At 71.2% G+C, this 14,378-nt stretch carries 17 protein-coding genes; 5 read left to right on the top strand and 12 right to left on the bottom strand.

Features of this window, described 5'->3' with window-relative positions; translation table 11 throughout:
* Positions 1-106 precede the first annotated feature (106 nt).
* From HCU73_RS06810 to HCU73_RS06800, 3 genes are read right to left on the bottom strand one after another with little or no spacing between them, the layout of a single operon-like run.
* Positions 107-475: an RNA-binding S4 domain-containing protein gene (locus HCU73_RS06810; protein WP_168623241.1), complete on the bottom strand. Its 369-nt coding sequence runs from the start codon at positions 473-475 to the stop codon at positions 107-109.
* Positions 472-3,363, bottom strand: coding sequence for a helicase-related protein (locus HCU73_RS06805; protein ID WP_168622678.1), 2,892 nt, complete (start codon positions 3,361-3,363; stop codon positions 472-474). The genes HCU73_RS06810 and HCU73_RS06805 overlap by 4 nt, the downstream gene beginning before the upstream one ends.
* 52 nt (positions 3,364-3,415) lie before the next feature.
* On the bottom strand, positions 3,416-3,973 hold the full coding sequence (locus HCU73_RS06800) for a tetratricopeptide repeat protein (RefSeq protein ID WP_168622677.1): 558 nt from the start codon (positions 3,971-3,973) through the stop codon (positions 3,416-3,418).
* A gap of 90 nt (positions 3,974-4,063) precedes the next feature.
* Between HCU73_RS06800 and HCU73_RS06795 the strand changes: the two genes are divergently transcribed.
* On the top strand, positions 4,064-4,354 hold the full coding sequence (locus tag HCU73_RS06795) for an SCP2 sterol-binding domain-containing protein (RefSeq protein ID WP_168622676.1): 291 nt from the start codon (positions 4,064-4,066) through the stop codon (positions 4,352-4,354).
* Positions 4,354-5,304 (top strand): alpha/beta fold hydrolase, encoded by a 951-nt coding sequence (locus HCU73_RS06790; RefSeq protein ID WP_168622675.1) that lies wholly within the window; start codon positions 4,354-4,356, stop codon positions 5,302-5,304. Before HCU73_RS06795 ends, HCU73_RS06790 begins: the two co-directional genes overlap by 1 nt.
* Before the next feature lie 6 nt (positions 5,305-5,310).
* Here the strand turns inward: HCU73_RS06790 and HCU73_RS06785 are convergent, their stop codons facing one another.
* Together HCU73_RS06785 and HCU73_RS06780 are read right to left on the bottom strand one after the other, a co-directional pair.
* Positions 5,311-5,994, bottom strand: coding sequence for an ABC transporter ATP-binding protein (locus HCU73_RS06785; protein WP_168622674.1), 684 nt, complete (start codon positions 5,992-5,994; stop codon positions 5,311-5,313).
* Positions 5,987-7,276 (bottom strand): lipoprotein-releasing ABC transporter permease subunit, encoded by a 1,290-nt coding sequence (locus HCU73_RS06780; protein ID WP_168622673.1) that lies wholly within the window; start codon positions 7,274-7,276, stop codon positions 5,987-5,989. The genes HCU73_RS06785 and HCU73_RS06780 overlap by 8 nt, the downstream gene beginning before the upstream one ends.
* 141 nt (positions 7,277-7,417) lie before the next feature.
* Between HCU73_RS06780 and HCU73_RS06775 the strand changes: the two genes are divergently transcribed.
* The gene (locus HCU73_RS06775) at positions 7,418-8,545 is read left to right on the top strand and encodes a beta-ketoacyl-ACP synthase III (protein WP_168622672.1); all 1,128 of its coding nucleotides are present in this window, start codon (positions 7,418-7,420) and stop codon (positions 8,543-8,545) included.
* 35 nt (positions 8,546-8,580) lie between these two features.
* On the opposite strand, the gene HCU73_RS06770 is transcribed toward HCU73_RS06775, so the two are convergent.
* Positions 8,581-9,054: a hypothetical protein gene (locus HCU73_RS06770; RefSeq protein ID WP_168622671.1), complete on the bottom strand. Its 474-nt coding sequence runs from the start codon at positions 9,052-9,054 to the stop codon at positions 8,581-8,583.
* 87 nt (positions 9,055-9,141) lie between these two features.
* On the opposite strand from HCU73_RS06770, the gene HCU73_RS06765 reads away from it, so the two are divergent.
* A complete protein-coding gene (locus tag HCU73_RS06765; protein WP_168622670.1) occupies positions 9,142-9,732 on the top strand; it encodes a thymidine kinase in 591 nt (196 codons plus the stop codon).
* Positions 9,733-9,816: 84 nt separating this feature from the next.
* Here HCU73_RS06765 and HCU73_RS06760 read toward each other — a convergent pair whose 3' ends face one another.
* Genes HCU73_RS06760 through HCU73_RS06745 form a run of 4 tightly spaced genes read right to left on the bottom strand, consistent with a single transcriptional unit; the run spans position 9,817 to position 12,446 of the window.
* Positions 9,817-10,764 carry a 2-hydroxyacid dehydrogenase gene (locus HCU73_RS06760; protein ID WP_168623240.1) on the bottom strand — a complete coding sequence of 316 codons (948 nt, stop codon included), beginning with the start codon at positions 10,762-10,764 and terminating at the stop codon, positions 9,817-9,819.
* Positions 10,761-11,102, bottom strand: coding sequence for a tRNA-binding protein (locus tag HCU73_RS06755; protein WP_168622669.1), 342 nt, complete (start codon positions 11,100-11,102; stop codon positions 10,761-10,763). The genes HCU73_RS06760 and HCU73_RS06755 overlap by 4 nt, the downstream gene beginning before the upstream one ends.
* A complete protein-coding gene (gene proC / locus HCU73_RS06750; RefSeq protein WP_168622668.1) occupies positions 11,099-11,911 on the bottom strand; it encodes a pyrroline-5-carboxylate reductase in 813 nt (270 codons plus the stop codon). Before proC ends, HCU73_RS06755 begins: the two co-directional genes overlap by 4 nt.
* Positions 11,912-11,942: 31 nt before the next feature.
* Positions 11,943-12,446, bottom strand: coding sequence for a type III secretion system chaperone family protein (locus HCU73_RS06745; protein WP_168622667.1), 504 nt, complete (start codon positions 12,444-12,446; stop codon positions 11,943-11,945).
* 317 nt (positions 12,447-12,763) lie between these two features.
* Between HCU73_RS06745 and HCU73_RS18910 the strand changes: the two genes are divergently transcribed.
* Positions 12,764-13,414: an REP-associated tyrosine transposase gene (locus HCU73_RS18910; RefSeq protein ID WP_420853574.1), complete on the top strand. Its 651-nt coding sequence runs from the start codon at positions 12,764-12,766 to the stop codon at positions 13,412-13,414.
* On the opposite strand, the gene HCU73_RS06740 is transcribed toward HCU73_RS18910, so the two are convergent.
* Together HCU73_RS06740 and HCU73_RS06735 are read right to left on the bottom strand one after the other, a co-directional pair.
* The gene (locus HCU73_RS06740) at positions 13,323-13,916 is read right to left on the bottom strand and encodes a DUF2726 domain-containing protein (protein WP_168622666.1); all 594 of its coding nucleotides are present in this window, start codon (positions 13,914-13,916) and stop codon (positions 13,323-13,325) included. The two genes, HCU73_RS18910 and HCU73_RS06740, sit on opposite strands and share 92 nt — an antisense overlap.
* A gap of 113 nt (positions 13,917-14,029) precedes the next feature.
* Positions 14,030-14,278: an accessory factor UbiK family protein gene (locus HCU73_RS06735; RefSeq protein WP_168622665.1), complete on the bottom strand. Its 249-nt coding sequence runs from the start codon at positions 14,276-14,278 to the stop codon at positions 14,030-14,032.
* Positions 14,279-14,378 lie beyond the last annotated feature (100 nt).

Below are 14,378 nucleotides of genomic sequence, written 5' to 3'. Positions count from 1 at the left end.
CAGGGCGGGCAAGGCCAGTGCAAGACCGGGCCCGCCCCTTGATCTGTCATCCAAGTGTAAACTTGAGTTGACACATTTCAAGCGGATTCTCTGCGGCGTTTTCGCCTTATGCGGGCCCGTCCTCGGGGTCGCGCAGCGCGTCGAGCGCGCGACGGTCCTTTTTCGTCGGGCGCGGGCCGGTGCGCGGGGTCTCGGGGGCCTCCGGCGGCGTCAGGTCCTCGTAGAGCGCCTGCGCCTCGGGCGCGGGGCCGCGGCGGGTGGCCAGCGCCAAGATGCGGATCACGCGGATGCGCCCGCCCTGGGCGAAGGTCAGCACGTCGCCCGGCCCCACCGCCGTCGCGGGCTTGACCGCGCGGGCCGCGTTGACCCGGACCTGCCCGTCGGCGACCAGCCGGGTGGCGAGGCTGCGCGTCTTGAAGAAACGCGCCTGCCAGAGCCACTTGTCCAGCCGGTCGGTGGGGCGAGGGTCGGTCAGCGCTTGTCCCTGAGGCCGGCCAGCGCCTGGGCGAAGGGGTTGTCGGGGTCGATCCGGTCCTTCTTCTCGGGCCGTGCCGAGAAGCTCCGCGGGGTCTCCTCGCGCGGGGGCTTGCCGCCCTTGCCGCGGCTGGGCTTGCCGCCCTTGCCGCGCGGCTTGCCCTCGTCCTGGCGCGGGCCGTCGCCGCGGGCCTTCTGGCCCTCGCCGCGGGGCTTGCCGCCCTCGGCCCGGCGCGGGCCGCGGTTGCCGCCGCCCTGCCGCCGCGGTGCCCAGGTGAAGGTGTAGAACACCTCCATCTCGGCGGGCGCGGCCTCGGCCGGCGCGGGGCCTTCCTCCTCGGCCGGCGCGTCGGCCTCGGCGGGCGCATCCGCCACGACCTCGGGCGCAGCCGCCGCTTCCGGCGCCTCGGCCGTCTCCAGCCCGGTGGGCGGGGCCGAGTCGATCACCGTCTCGTCGACCGTTTCCGGCGCGTCCGTCGCCGCGGGCTCGGCCGCCGGTGCCGGGGCCGCCTTGACCTTGGCCCGCTCGCCGCGCTCGGCGCGGTAGCCGAGGCCGCCCATCAGGTCGGCAAACTGCTCCAGCGTCAGGCCGGTGATCGACAGCATGTCCGCCGTCGCCTCGAAGCCGCCGCGCGTGTCCTTGGACCGCAGCATGTCGGCCAGCCGCTCCAGCATGTCGATGCGGATCGCGCGGGCCGCGGCGGGCCGGTAGCCCGACATCGCGTAGTAGCCCTGCGGCTGCTGCGCGTCGTGGGGGATCGTCACGAGGCCCGGCGGCGGGCTTTCGGGGAACGCGTCCAGCCCCTGCCACAGCCCCCACAGCACCAGCCGCAGCCGCGTCGGCGCGGGCTTGAGCAGCAGCGGCTGGAAGATCGTGAACTGCCCGAAGCGCACGCCATGCTTGCGCAACAGCCCGCGGGCGTCCTGGTCCAGCGCCTTGATGTCGTCGGCGATCTCGGCCCGCGGCACGATGCCGAAGCCCTCGAGCAGCCGGAACGCCACCCCGCGCGCCAGCCCCGTGATCGCCTCGTCGCGCGACAGCGCGAGCAGCGGCTCGAACTGGGCCGCGATGCGGCGGTCGATGAAATGCTGCAGCCGGCGCTGCACCTTGGTGATGACCTCGGGGCCGGCCTCATCGTCGGCGAAGGCCTCGGCCGTCGGCTTGAGCGGGTCGTCGCCCTTGACCAGCTTGCCCACGGCCTGGTCGCCCCACATCAGCCCGCCCTGCTCGGTCAGGTCGAACTCGGTGTCGGGGGCGTTGTAGAACCGGTCGGCCCGCAGGTGGAACTCGGGGCGGAGCGCGGCCATCGCGGCCTGCCGCAGGGTCTTGGCCTCGTCCGGGCTCGCCGTCTTGTCCTGGCGGAAGCGGAAGCCCTCGATCCGGCCGAGGACTTGCCCCTCGACCGTCACCTCACCCTTGTCGTTCACGTCGGCCACAAGGCTCTCCTTCTGTTTCAACCGGCGGAGCAGGACGCTGGTCCGCCGGTCGACAAATCGCTGTGTCAGCGCGCCGTGCAGCGCGTCGGACAGGCGGTCTTCTACGGCACGGGTCGCGCCGCGCCAATGGGCAACATCGTCCACCCAGCCCTCGCGCTGGGCGACGTAGGTCCAGGTGCGGATATAGGCGAGACGTTTCGACAATGTGTCGATGTCGCCCTCGCTGCGGTCGATCCGCTTGACCTGGCGGGCGAGCCAGTCGTCGGGCACCCGGCCGAGGTCGTGCAGGAACTCGAAGATCCGGCCCAGCAGCTCGGCGTGCTCGGTGTGGCTGATGCCGCGGAAGTCGGGGATGCGGCAGACGTCCCACAACAGCCGCACGTCGCGCGCCGATTGCAGCCGTCCGGTGACATCGTCGCGCCCCGAGATGGTCTTGAGCGCCATCAGGTCGTCGGCCTCCCGCGCGCGGGTGAGCCACTCGTCGTCGGTCGGCGCCTCGAGCGAGGCGATCAGCCGCCCGGCCGAGCCGAAGTCGAGCTCGGCGTTGCGCCACTGCAGCTTGCGCACGGGGGCAAAGCGGTGCTCCTGGATCGCCTGGGCGAGGTCGTCGGGCAGCGGCGGCGCCTCGCCGGTCACGCCGAAGCTGCCGTCCTGGGTGTAGCGCCCGGCGCGGCCGGCGATCTGGGCCAGCTCGTTCGGCTGCAGGTCGCGCATCCGGCGGCCGTCGAACTTGCGCAGGCCGGAAAAGGCGACGTGCCGGATGTCGAGGTTCAGGCCCATGCCGATGGCGTCGGTCGCCACCAGCACGTCCACGTCGCCGTTCTGGTACAGCTCCACCTGCGCGTTGCGGGTGCGGGGGGACAGCGCGCCCATCACCACCGCCGCCCCGCCCTTCTGGCGCCGGAGAAGCTCCGCGGTGGCGTAGAGATTTTCGACCGAAAAGCCCACGATGGCGCTGCGGGGCGGCATCCGGCTGATCTTTTTCGAGCCTGTATACACAAGCTGTGAATATCTCTCCCGGCTCAGGAACTGCGCCCGCGGCACCAGCGCGGCGATGGCGTTGCGCATGGTGGCCGCCCCGAGGAACAGGGTTTCGTGCAGACCGCGGGCATGGAGCAGCCGGTCGGTGAACACGTGCCCCCGCTCGGGGTCGGCGCAGAGCTGGATCTCGTCCACGGCCAGGAAATCGGCGCCGATGCCCACCGGCATCGCCTCGACCGTGCAGACCCAGTACTGGGTCCGCTCGGGGACAATCCGCTCCTCGCCCGTCACCAGCGCCACCACCGAGGGGCCGCGCAGGCCGACGATCCGGTCATAGACCTCGCGCGCCAGCAGCCGCAGCGGCAGGCCGATCACGCCGGTGCGGTGGGCCAGCATCCGTTCGATGGCGTAATGGGTCTTGCCGGTGTTGGTCGGGCCCAGAACCGCGGCGATGCGGCCCTTGCCGGTCATGCTGCCGTCCATCCTCGGGGCCCCCGTCCCCTCGCCCGCAGGCAGCCGTGCGTCAGAGCGCCTGGCCGCCCAGCGCCCGCTCGATCCGGGCCACGGCCTCGTTTATTTCTTCGCGGTGGGGATGTATAGCCTGCGCCGCCCGGAACGCCTCCAGCGCGCGCTCGGGCTCGCCCATCTCCTCCAGCATGAAGCCCAGGCCCGTCAGCGCCCCGAAATGCCGCGGCTCCAGCGCCAGGACGCGCTGGATGTCGGCGATCGAGGGGCCGTAGCGATTCGACTGGAAGAACAGGGTGGCCCGCGCGTTCCAGCCCTCGGCGAAGTCCGGGGCGTGGTCGGTCAGCGCGGTGAGGTGCTGGTAGGCGTCGTCCATCTCGCCCGCCGCCAGCGCCTCGCGGCCACGGTCGAGCAGGTAATCCGCCGAGGCCGAGCCCGAGCGCGACCACAGCATCAGGAGTTCCTCCTCGACCACCTGCCAGTTGCGCAGGTCGGGCTGGGCCAGCCGGTCGAGCAGCTCGTCGGCGCGTGCGGAATGCTGTGCCGAGGCAAGTAAGGGAACCCCGCAGAGGAGTGCCGCAAGGGCATTGTTGTGAAGGGCGCGCAGGAACCTCATGTTGGGCAAGCTAGCATGTTCGCGCGGGGGGTCCATATCAATCCCGTGCGAGCGTTCCGGGACATGGATTGGGAAAGGAAACGAGGCGATATGAGCGTGATTGATGCGGCGGTTGCGGCCCTGTCGGAGAAGCTGTCGGACGGCTTCGACGGGTCGGTCAAGTTCGTCATCTCCGGCGAGGGCGCGGTGATGGTCGACGGCGGCGGCGTGCGCGCCGCGACCGAGGACGACGAGGCCGACGTGACGATGACGGCCGATGTCGACACCTTCCAGGGCATCCTGTCGGGCGACGTGAACCCGACCACCGCCTTCATGACCGGCCGGCTCAAGCTCGACGGCGACATGGGCACGGCGATGAAGCTCGGATCGGTGCTGGGCTGATGCAGGCCGCCGCGCGCCCCCTCCCGGCCCTCGAGCCCGCGCCCTTCTTCGACGACGTCGCCGAGGGGCCCGAGGGCGCGCGCGCCTGGTGGGTCGAGAGCGCGGACCGCACCCGGCTGCGGTTCGCGGTCTGGCCGGGCGGGGCGCGGGGCACCGTGCTCCTGTTCCCGGGCCGCACCGAGTATTGCGAGAAATACGGGCGCGTCGCGGCCGAGTTCGCGGCGGCGGGCTATGGCATGGTGGCCTTCGACTGGCGCGGCCAGGGGCTGGCCGACCGGCCGCAGCACCGCCGCGACATGGGCCACGTGGTCAGCTTCGACGAGTACCGCGAGGACGTGGCGGCGTTTCGCGCCGCGCTCGACACGCTCGACCTGCCCCGGCCCTGGTACCTGATCGGCCATTCGATGGGCGGCGCCATCGGCCTGCGCGCGCTGCACGACGGGCTGCCGGTCGTCGCCGCGGCCTTCACCGGGCCGATGTGGGGCATCCAGATGACCCCGTTCCTCAAGTCGATCTCGGGGATCGTGCTGGGGCTGGCCGGGCCGCTGGGCTTCGGCCGCAGCTTCGCGCCGACCACCGGCCCCTACGTGCCGATGGAGTTCGACGACAACCCGCTGACCACCGACCGCGACCAGTTCGACTACATGTCGCGGCAGATGCGCGCCTACCCCGAGCTGACGCTGGGCGGCCCCTCGACGCTCTGGGTGCGCGCCGCGCTGCGCGAGACCGAGGCGCTGATGCGCCGGCCCGCCCCCGACCTGCCGGCGCTGGGCATCGTCGGCAGCCGCGAGAAGATCGTCGAACCCGGTGCGGTGGCGCAGCGGATGCAGCGCTGGCCGCGCGGGCGCCTGCTGGTCATCGAGGGCGCCGAGCACGAGGTGCTGATGGAAAGCCCCGCCCGGCGGCGGCAGACCCTCGACGCGATCCTGGCGCTGTTCGCCGACGCCTGAGCGGGCTCAGCCCGGCACCAGCCGCCCCGCCTCCAGCCGCACGACCCGGTCCATCCGGGCCGCGAGGTCGAGGTTGTGGGTGGCGATCAGCGCCGACAGCCCGGTCTCGCGCACCAGCCCCATCAGCGTGCCGAACACCGTGTCCGAGGTCGCGGGGTCGAGGTTGCCGGTGGGCTCGTCGGCCAGCAGCAGGCGCGGCGCGTTCGCCAGCGCCCGGCAGAAGGCGACGCGCTGCTGCTCGCCCCCCGACAGGGCCGCGGGCCGATGGTCGGTGCGCGCCGCAAGGCCGACGGCGGACAGCAGCGCCACCGCGCGCGCCTCGGCCTCGGCCGGCCCGGCACCGTTGGCCAGCTGCGGCAGCACGATGTTCTCGGCCGCGGTGAACTCGGGCAGCAGGTGGTGGAACTGGTAGACGAACCCCACCATCCCCCGCCGCGCCGCCGTGCGGGCCCGGTCGGAGGCCGCAGACAGGTCCTGGCCGCCGATCTCCACCCGCCCTGCGTCGGGCGTGTCCAGCAGACCCGCGATGTGCAGGAGCGTGGACTTGCCCGCCCCCGAGGGCGCCACCAGCGCGACCACCTCGCCCGCCGCCAGCGTCAGGTCGGCGCCGCGCAGCACCCGCACCTCGTTCGGCCGGCCCAGCTTGTAGCCCTTTTCGATCCCCGTCAGGCGCAGCACCGTCTCACTCATAGCGCAGCGCCTCGACCGGGTTCATCCGCGCCGCCCGCCGCGCCGGGAAGATCGTCACGACGAAGCTGAGGCCCAGCGACAGGGCGACGGCCGACAGCACGTCGCCCGCCTCGAGCCGCGCCGGCAGCCGCGAGATCAGCCGGATCGAGGGGTCCCAGACCCCGCCGCCGGCGATGAAGTTCACGAACTCGAAGATCGGGTCGATCCAGATCGCGAAGGCGCAGCCCAGCGCCACGCCCGCGATGGTGCCCGCCACCCCGATGGAGGACCCGCAGAGGAAGAACACCCGCAGGACCGAGCCTTCGGACAGGCCCATGGTCCGCAGGATGCCGATGTCGCGCGACTTGTTCTTCACCAGCATGATCAGGCCCGACACGATGTTCAGCGTGGCGATCAGCACGAGGATCGACAGGATGATGAACATGATGTTGTCCTCCATCTGCAGCGCCTGGAGGAAGGCGCCCGAGCTGTCCCGCCAGGTCCAGACCGACACGTCGCCCGCGGCCATCAGGACGGGCAGCACCATGCCGTCGACCGCCTCGGGGTCGTCGAGGAACACCTCGATCTCGTCGGCCACCCCGTCGCGGTTGAAGTAGCTCTGCGCCTCGGCGAAGGGCATGTAGACGCGCACCCGGTCGATGTCCCAGCGCCCGACCTGGAAGATGTAGACCACCTCGTAGGCCGACACCCGCGGCGAGGTGCCGAAGGGCGTGCGCGCCCCGTCGGGCGAGATCAGCCGCACCCGGTCGCCGACCGACAGGCCCAGCTCGCGCGCGACCCCCATGCCGATGGCCACGCCCTCGCCCTCGCCGAAGCGGGCCAGGTCGCCCATGGCGGCCTCGGGCTCGGCCACCAGCGGAACGGTGGCAAGGTCCGCCGCCTCGATCCCGATCACCTCGACGCCCGCATTGCGGCCGGCGTTGGTGGCCATCACCTGCCCGCGGATCACGGCGGCCGCATGGGCCACGCCCGGCACCGCGGCGACCGCGGCGGCGGCGGCCTCGTAGTCCTCGAAGCTGCGGTCGCTGCGGCCCGCGTCGTCCACCTCGATGCGGTCGTAGACGCTGATGTGCGGGTTCGCGCCCAGGATCGTGCCGACGAACTCGTGCCGGAACCCCGACCGCACCGCCAGGGTGGCGATCAGGGCGGCGACGGCCAGCATGATGCCGAGGAAGCTGATCACCGTCATGGTGCTGACCCCGCCCTCGGCGCGGCGGGCGCGCAGGTAGCGCCAGGCGATCATCAGCTCGAAACGGGCAAACGGCGGGGGGGTGCGGGTCACGCCGGGGTCTCCTCTGCGGTCCGGGGGCACCGTGGCGAGTTTGCCGCCCCTGTCAAGCCGCGCCCGGGCCGTGACGCAGGGGCGCGGCTTGACCTCTGCGCGGTTTCACGCGCAAGTGACGCGACGTAGGGGGAGAGTGAGATGCATCAGCCCGCCATCACCGGAACCGGGGTCTTCACCCCGTCGCAGGTCATCACCAACGACGAGCTGGTCGCGGCCTTCAACGCCTATGCCGACCGCTGGAACGCGGACCATGCCGCCGCCATCGCCGCCGGCGCGGCCGAGCCGATGCAGCATTCCTCGGCCGAGTTCATCGTCGCGGCCTCGGGGATCGAACGGCGCTACGTGCTCGACAAGTCGGGCGTGCTCGACCCCGCGGTGATGCACCCCTGGCTGCCCGAGCGCCGCGACGAGGAGCCGGGCGTGATGGCCGAGATGGGCGTCGACGCCTGCCGCCAGGCGCTGGCCATGGCCGGGGTCGAGGGCGCGGAGGTCGACCTGATCCTCTGCGCCGCGTCGAACCACGAGCGCGCCTACCCGGCGATCGCGGTGGAGATCCAGCAGCTCCTCGGGGCGGGCGGCTTCGCCTTCGACATGAACGTCGCCTGTTCGTCGGCCACCTTCGGCATTCAGGCCGCCGCCGACATGATCCGGGCGGGATCTGCGCGCAAGGCGCTGGTCGTCAGCCCCGAGATCTGTTCGGCGCACCTGGAATGGCGCGACCGCGACTGCCACTTCATCTTCGGCGACGTGGCGACCGCGGTTTTGATCGAGCGCGAGGAGGACGCGACCGGCCCCCGCTTCACCATCCGCTCCACCCGCTGCGCGACGCAGTTCTCGAACAACATCCGCAACAACAACGGCTTCCTCCGCCGGACGCGGCCGGGCCACATGGAGGACCGGCGCGACATGCAGTTCATGCAGAACGGGCGCAAGGTGTTCAAGGAGGTGCTGCCGCTGGTCTCGGCCCATATCGCGGCGCACATGGAGGCCGAGGGCGTGGCCGCGGCCGACCTGAAACGGCTGTGGCTGCACCAGGCCAACAAGACGATGAACGACTACATCGGCAAGAAGGTGCTGGGCCGCGAGCCGCTGCCCGGCGAGCAGCCGAACATCCTGCAGGACTATGCCAACACCTCGTCGGCGGGGTCGATCATCGCCTTCGCCCAGCATTCGGCCGACATGACCGACGGGCAGATGGGGCTGATCTGCTCCTTCGGGGCGGGGTATTCGGTGGGCTCGGTGATCGTGGAGCGGCGGCTGGGGTGATCCGTGGCCGGTGCGCCTGAAGGCGCGCCATGGCCTCACCCCGCGCTGTCGGCCTCGAGGCGCAGCTTCATCTCGACCAGCACCTTCTGCAGCTCCAGCGTCTCCTCCAGTAGACGCCGCGCCTCGTTGACCGAGATGATGCCGTCGCCGATGGCGCTGTGATACTCGGCCATCAGGATCGCGAAGCGCTGGCTGAGCGCGATCACATGGCCGTTGACGCCGCGCTCGTCCGCGCCCCTGGGCGCGTTGCGCCGGTCGCGGCCATGGGCGATCTGCCCGCCGTTCAGCTCGGCCAGCGCGGCGGTGACATGGGGAAAGCTCGCCGCCGCCTCGAGCGCGGCCACTGCGTCGACCGGCATGAAGCGGTCGGCGTGGTCGCCGTCCTCGGAGAAGTAGCGCCCGAGCGTCGCCTTGGACCGCCCGGTCAGCGCGCAGGCCGCGGCATAGCCCACGTCCTTGATCAGCCGCTCGGTGTGCCGCTTGAGGTAGAGTTTCGCCGCGTCGCCCATGCCGCCCCCGCCGTTTTCCCCAGCAAACGCGGTTTGCCGCGCGCGGTCAATCTTGCCCGTCCCGCGGGGCTGGGGCAGAACCGGGCCATGGCCAAGCTCTACTTCCACTACTCGACGATGAACGCGGGGAAATCGACCCTGCTGCTGCAAGCCTCCTACAACTACATCGAGCGGGGGATGCGGACCTACCTGCTGACCGCCGATTTCGACGACCGCGCGGGGCCGGGCCGGATCGCCAGCCGCATCGGGATCGACGCCGAGGCGGATACCTACACGCAAGGCACCGACCTGTTCGCCAAGATCGCCGCGCGACTGGAGGCCGGGCCCTGCGCCTGCGTGCTGGTGGACGAGGCGCAGTGGATGACGCGCGAGCAGGTCTGGCAGCTGGCGCGTGTGGTCGACGACCTGGACGTGCCGGTGATGTGCTACGGGCTGCGCGTGGATTTCCGGGGCGAGCTGTTCCCCGGGTCGGCGGCGCTGCTGGCGCTGGCCGACGAGATGCGCGAGGTGCGCACGATCTGCCATTGCGGGAAGAAGGCGACCATGGTGATCCGGGTGGACGCCGCGGGCCGCGCGCTGACCGAGGGGGCGCAGATCGAGGTGGGGGGGAACGACCGTTACGTATCGCTCTGCCGGCGGCATTTCCGCGAGGCGACGGGGGATCGGAGTCTTTCGTAGGGATCGCCGCCTTTGGCGGCGACCCGCCGGGGGGCCAGCCCCCCGGACCCCCCGGAGTATTTTCGAAGCAAAGATGAGGGGGGGTCAGACCCTGTTGGGGAGGGCTTTCCCCTCGGCGAAGGCGATGCAGTTGGCAAGCGCCATCCGGCCCATGGCTTCGCGGACCTCGAGCGCGGCGGTGCCGAGGTGGGGGAGAAGGGTGACGTTCTCCATCCGCATGAGCGCCGCGGGGACCTGCGGCTCGAACTCGTAGACGTCGAGGCCCGCGCCGGCGATCGTGCCCGCTTCAAGGGCCGCGACCAGTGCCGCCTCGTCCACCACGTCGCCGCGGGAGATGTTGACGAAGATGGCGTGGGGCCGCATCGCCGCGAACTCGGGCGCGCCCATCAGGTGGTGGGTGTCCGCGCCGCCGGGGGTGGCCAGCACCACGATGTCGGCGGCGGCGAGCGCGGCGGGAAGGTCCATCTGCTCGGCGGGGAAATCCATCGCTTTCGGCGAGCGGTTGGCGTAGACGATGCGGCAGCCGAAGCCATGGTGGCAGCGCCGGGCGATGGCCTGCCCGATGCGGCCCATGCCGACGATGCAGACCGTCTTGCCCGAGACGTGGAGGCCCAGCATCTGGGTCGGGTGCCAGCCGGTCCATTGGCCCGCGCGCAGCATCCGCTCGCCCTCGCCGGCGCGCCGCGCGGTCATCAGGATCAGGGTCAGCGCGATGTCGGCGGTGGCGTCGGTGACGGCGCCCGGCGTGTTGGTGACCTCGAGGCCGGCCGCGCGGGCGGCGGCGACGTCGATGTGGTTGTAGCCGACGCCGAAGTTGGCCAGCAGCCGTGCCCGCGGCGACGGGACGGCGGCGAAGGCGGGGGCGCGGAAGGCGTCGCCCAGCGTGGGCAGGATCAGGTCGTGGTCCTGCAGGGCGGCGACGCATTCGGCGTGGTCCATCGGCGTCGTGACCGGCCGGCAGGTGACGGCGAAGCGGGCCTCGGCCTCGGCCATCACGGCCTTGGGCAGGGGGCGGGAGATCAGGAGGCTCAGCACATCTTTTCTCCGTTCGGGACGGGATGGTCGGGGGCGATCAGCACGACGCGGCCGTTTTCGTCGTGCAGGCCGAGGACGAGGGCCTCGGACATGAAGGGGCCGATCTGGCGCGGGGGAAAGTTCACCACGCCCAGCACCTGCCGGCCGACGAGCGCCTCGGGCGCGTAGTGGGCAGTGATCTGGGCCGAGCTTTTCCGGGTGCCGATGTCGGGGCCGTAGTCGACCCAGAGCTTGATCGCGGGCTTGCGCGCCTCGGGGAAGGGTTCGGCGCGGATCACGGTGCCGACGCGGATGTCGACCTTGAGGAAGTCGTCGAAGCCGATGGTGTCGCTCATCCGCGCAGCTCCCGGCTGCGGCGGGTGGCGGCGGCGACGGTGGCGCGCATCAGCGGCATCAGGCCGGTGCCCGCGTCCATCAGCACGCCGAGGCCGGCCTGCGTGGTGCCGTTGGGCGAGGTCACGTTGATGCGCAGCTGTTCAGGGGTCTCGCCCGCCTGTTCGGCGAGCGCGCCGGCGCCCGCGACGGTTGCCTTGGCGAGCTGCATGGCCAGCGCGGGGGGCAGCCCCTCGGCCTCGCCCGCCGCGGCGAGCGCGTCGATCATGTAGAAGATGTAGGCGGGGCCGGAGCCCGAGACGCCGGTGACGGCGTCGATCTGGTCCTCGGTCTCCAGCCGGACGACCTGGCCGATGGCGCTGAGCAGGCTTTCGGCGGTGTCGAGGTCGGCGGCCGTCGCCGCGCCGTTACCGATGATCGCGGTGATCCCCTTGCCCACGGCGGCGGGCGTGTTGGGCATGGAGCGCACGACGCGGGTGCCCGCGCCGAAGGCCGCCTCGTAGGCCGCGATGGGGGTGCCGGCCGCGACCGACAGGACCAGCGTGCCGCCGCCGCCGAAGCCCGCCACCTGCGGCAGCGCGGCCTGCATCATCTGCGGCTTGACCGCGATCATCAGGACGGCGGGGGCGTCGGGCAGCGCCGCGTTCACCGACACGCCCTGCGCGCGCAGCCAGTCGGAGGGGTGGGGGTCGATCACGTGCACCGCTGCGGGGTCCAGCCCGCGCTTCAGCCAGCCCTCCAGCATGGCCGATCCCATCTTGCCGCAGCCCAGCATCACCAGCCCGCGGCGCGAGATATCCTCGAACCCCATCGCGTCCCCCGTTTCGTTCCGGGGGCGGAGGTTAGGCGCGGCCGTAGCTCTCCGCAATGGCGACCTGCAGCGCGTCGGCGGGCGTGCGGCCGCCCCAGCAGGCAAGCTGGAAGGCGGGGTAGTAGCGCTCGGAGGCGAGCACGGCGGTTTCCACCATGCAGGCGATCTGGTCGGGGCTGGCGAGCTGCTCGCCGGCCAGCACGAGGCCGTAGCGGTAGACCATCAGCTTCTGCGCGGGCCAGTAGGTGAAGGCGCCGGCCCAGCAGCGGTCGTTGGCGAGGTTGAGCGTCTCGTAGAGGGTCGGCAGCGTGTCGGCCGGCGGCTCCATGTCGAAGGTGCAGATCATCCGCAGCGTCTCGTCGTAGGCCGACCAGGCGAGCGTGACCGAGTAGGTGCGCCACTGCCCCTCGATCGCCATGGCGATCTGGTCATCGGCGATGCGGTCGAAATCCCAGTCGTGGTGGCTCGCCAGCGTCTCCACGATGTCGATGGGATGCAGGTCCTCGATGTCCAGATACTGCTCGGAATGCGACATTGCCCAGGCCTCATGTTGTGGCAGCCGTGCGGGCCTTGGGTCACTGTCCAAGACGCCCGCTATTGGCTGGGTGTCTTTCAATTGGGTGGGGAAGGATGTCCCTCACCTACGAAATATGGTGCGGCGGTTGGGCCTTTCTGTAAAGCAGTATTTTTGTGACCGAAAGGCGGGCGTCCGCGAGAAAACGGGGTATCCACAAGATATCGCGGTTTGGGCGAAACGGCCCACAGGCGGCTGTGGGGTGCCGCGCTGGGGCCCGGCGATGGCCCGTGGCGGCGTAAACCATGCCTTAACCAAGTGGGGGCAGGCTGGCGGGCATGTCGTGCTCTGTCAGCCCCAGCCTGCCCGGCGCCACCCTCTTCTTAACCGCCGCCCTGGCCCGGCGCGGGGCCGACACGCTGACCCGGCAAGTCGAGGCGCTGCGGGTCGCGCTGCGGCAGACCATGGCCGAGCGCCCGTTCGTCATCGACGCGGGCGTGGTGCTGCCCGATCATGTGCACATGATCTGGACACTGCCCGCGGGCGACAGCGATTATGCTACGCGGTGGGACATGATCCAGTCCCGGTTCCTCGCCGCCTTGCCCGAGGGGCGGGCGGCGGGGCTCTGGCGCCCCGGGGTCAGGGCCCGGCGGGTGGAGGACGCGGCGGGGCGGGACAGGCTGACGCGATGGTGCTGGACCGACCCGGTGCGCCACGGGCTGGTGTCGGACCCGTTCGACTGGCCGCAGTCCTCGATCCACCGGGACGGGGTGCGGGGGATGGACGTGGGCGGCGGCCGGCGCAACCCTGCCCAGGGGGGTGAGCCGGCGCACCCCGTGGCGACGACCGACCGCACAGACGTGTCGGCCGGTCGATTTGCACCGCCCGCGTGCGACGCTACTCGGCCGCCAGAGACGACGCTGCCCCGAGGTGGCGCCGCAGAAGCTGGGCCTGTTCCTCCGAAAGCCCCTGCTGGTCGATCTCGATGAAGGGCAAGCCGGCCGAGCGGCAGGCAGCCCGCTTGATGGCATCCCTCTTTTCCGCGTCGCCACGGAAGTGCCCGGAGCCATGGTATTCCAGGGCCACTTTCGGGGTCCAATCCCGGTCCACGATCAGGAAATCCAGCCGCTTGGCATTGATCTGGTTGAACGTGCTCTGGCGAACCGAGCGATCGGCCTCGCGGGCGTCCACCCTGATCACTTCTCCGAGGGCAACCTGTGCAAAGAGGCGATAATCGCCGCCGACCTGCCGGATGAGCGTCTCGACCGAGGTGAAGACCCGGCGTTCAGACGCGTTCAGGAGCGGTTCGAGGCGCGTGCGAACCTGCCCCGTCAGGAGCGGCTCGGACCCGCGCCCCGCCTTGCCGGGCGCTTTGGATCTGCGCTTCTTCCGCCCCTGGACGGCCGCAAGAAAGGCAAGCAGGAGGATGACGACCCCCGCCACGGCAACAGGTGCGAAACCGGGCAAGGGGAACGCGGGGGAATCAAACATGGGCACCTCCGTACGAAACCGCACGCAGGACTGCCGACAGATCTGGGAACGCTCGGGAAAAACCCGGGACGAAAGTAGGGCGCCGGCGCAAGCCTCGGGCGCACCCTACCCCGTCACGCCCCCGTCTTGCCCTCCAGCGCCGCGAGGCGTGCCTTCAGGGCCTCGTTCTCCTCGCGGGCCTTCTGGGCCATGGCGCGGACCGCCTCGAACTCGTCGCGGGTCACGAAATCGCGGTCGGCGAGCCAGCGGTCCATCATGGACTTCATCGCCGTCTCGGCCTCTTGCTTGGCGCCCTGCGCCACGCCCATCGCGTTGGTCATCAGCTGGCTGATGTCTTCCATGATCTTGTTGCGCGTCTGCATGGGCTGGCTCCTCGGCTGTCGGACCGGATATGGCCCCCGCACCGGCCCGGATCAAGGTTGACTTCGCCGCAGGCCCCGCCCACCCATGGCCGCGACCGAC

Source organism: Roseicyclus persicicus, assembly GCF_012395815.1.
Lineage (GTDB): Bacteria > Pseudomonadota > Alphaproteobacteria > Rhodobacterales > Rhodobacteraceae > Roseicyclus > Roseicyclus persicicus.
Note: the sequence above shows the minus strand (reverse complement) of the source record. Positions and strands in the feature narration are given on the sequence as shown.

Excerpts from the sequence above, each read along its gene's own strand:
- HCU73_RS06805 (WP_168622678.1), bottom strand. The coding sequence starts at position 3,363 with ATGACCGGCAAGGGCCGCATCGCCGCGGTTCTGGGCCCGACCAACACC.
- HCU73_RS06800 (WP_168622677.1), bottom strand. The coding sequence starts at position 3,973 with ATGAGGTTCCTGCGCGCCCTTCACAACAATGCCCTTGCGGCACTCCTC.
- HCU73_RS06795 (WP_168622676.1), top strand. The coding sequence starts at position 4,064 with ATGAGCGTGATTGATGCGGCGGTTGCGGCCCTGTCGGAGAAGCTGTCG.
- HCU73_RS06790 (WP_168622675.1), top strand. The coding sequence starts at position 4,354 with ATGCAGGCCGCCGCGCGCCCCCTCCCGGCCCTCGAGCCCGCGCCCTTC.
- HCU73_RS06785 (WP_168622674.1), bottom strand. The coding sequence starts at position 5,994 with ATGAGTGAGACGGTGCTGCGCCTGACGGGGATCGAAAAGGGCTACAAG.
- HCU73_RS06775 (WP_168622672.1), top strand. The coding sequence starts at position 7,418 with ATGCATCAGCCCGCCATCACCGGAACCGGGGTCTTCACCCCGTCGCAG.
- HCU73_RS06770 (WP_168622671.1), bottom strand. The coding sequence starts at position 9,054 with ATGGGCGACGCGGCGAAACTCTACCTCAAGCGGCACACCGAGCGGCTG.
- HCU73_RS06765 (WP_168622670.1), top strand. The coding sequence starts at position 9,142 with ATGGCCAAGCTCTACTTCCACTACTCGACGATGAACGCGGGGAAATCG.
- HCU73_RS06755 (WP_168622669.1), bottom strand. The coding sequence starts at position 11,102 with ATGAGCGACACCATCGGCTTCGACGACTTCCTCAAGGTCGACATCCGC.
- proC (WP_168622668.1), bottom strand. The coding sequence starts at position 11,911 with ATGGGGTTCGAGGATATCTCGCGCCGCGGGCTGGTGATGCTGGGCTGC.
- HCU73_RS06745 (WP_168622667.1), bottom strand. The coding sequence starts at position 12,446 with ATGTCGCATTCCGAGCAGTATCTGGACATCGAGGACCTGCATCCCATC.
- HCU73_RS18910 (WP_420853574.1), top strand. The coding sequence starts at position 12,764 with ATGTCGTGCTCTGTCAGCCCCAGCCTGCCCGGCGCCACCCTCTTCTTA.
- HCU73_RS06740 (WP_168622666.1), bottom strand. The coding sequence starts at position 13,916 with ATGTTTGATTCCCCCGCGTTCCCCTTGCCCGGTTTCGCACCTGTTGCC.
- HCU73_RS06735 (WP_168622665.1), bottom strand. The coding sequence starts at position 14,278 with ATGCAGACGCGCAACAAGATCATGGAAGACATCAGCCAGCTGATGACC.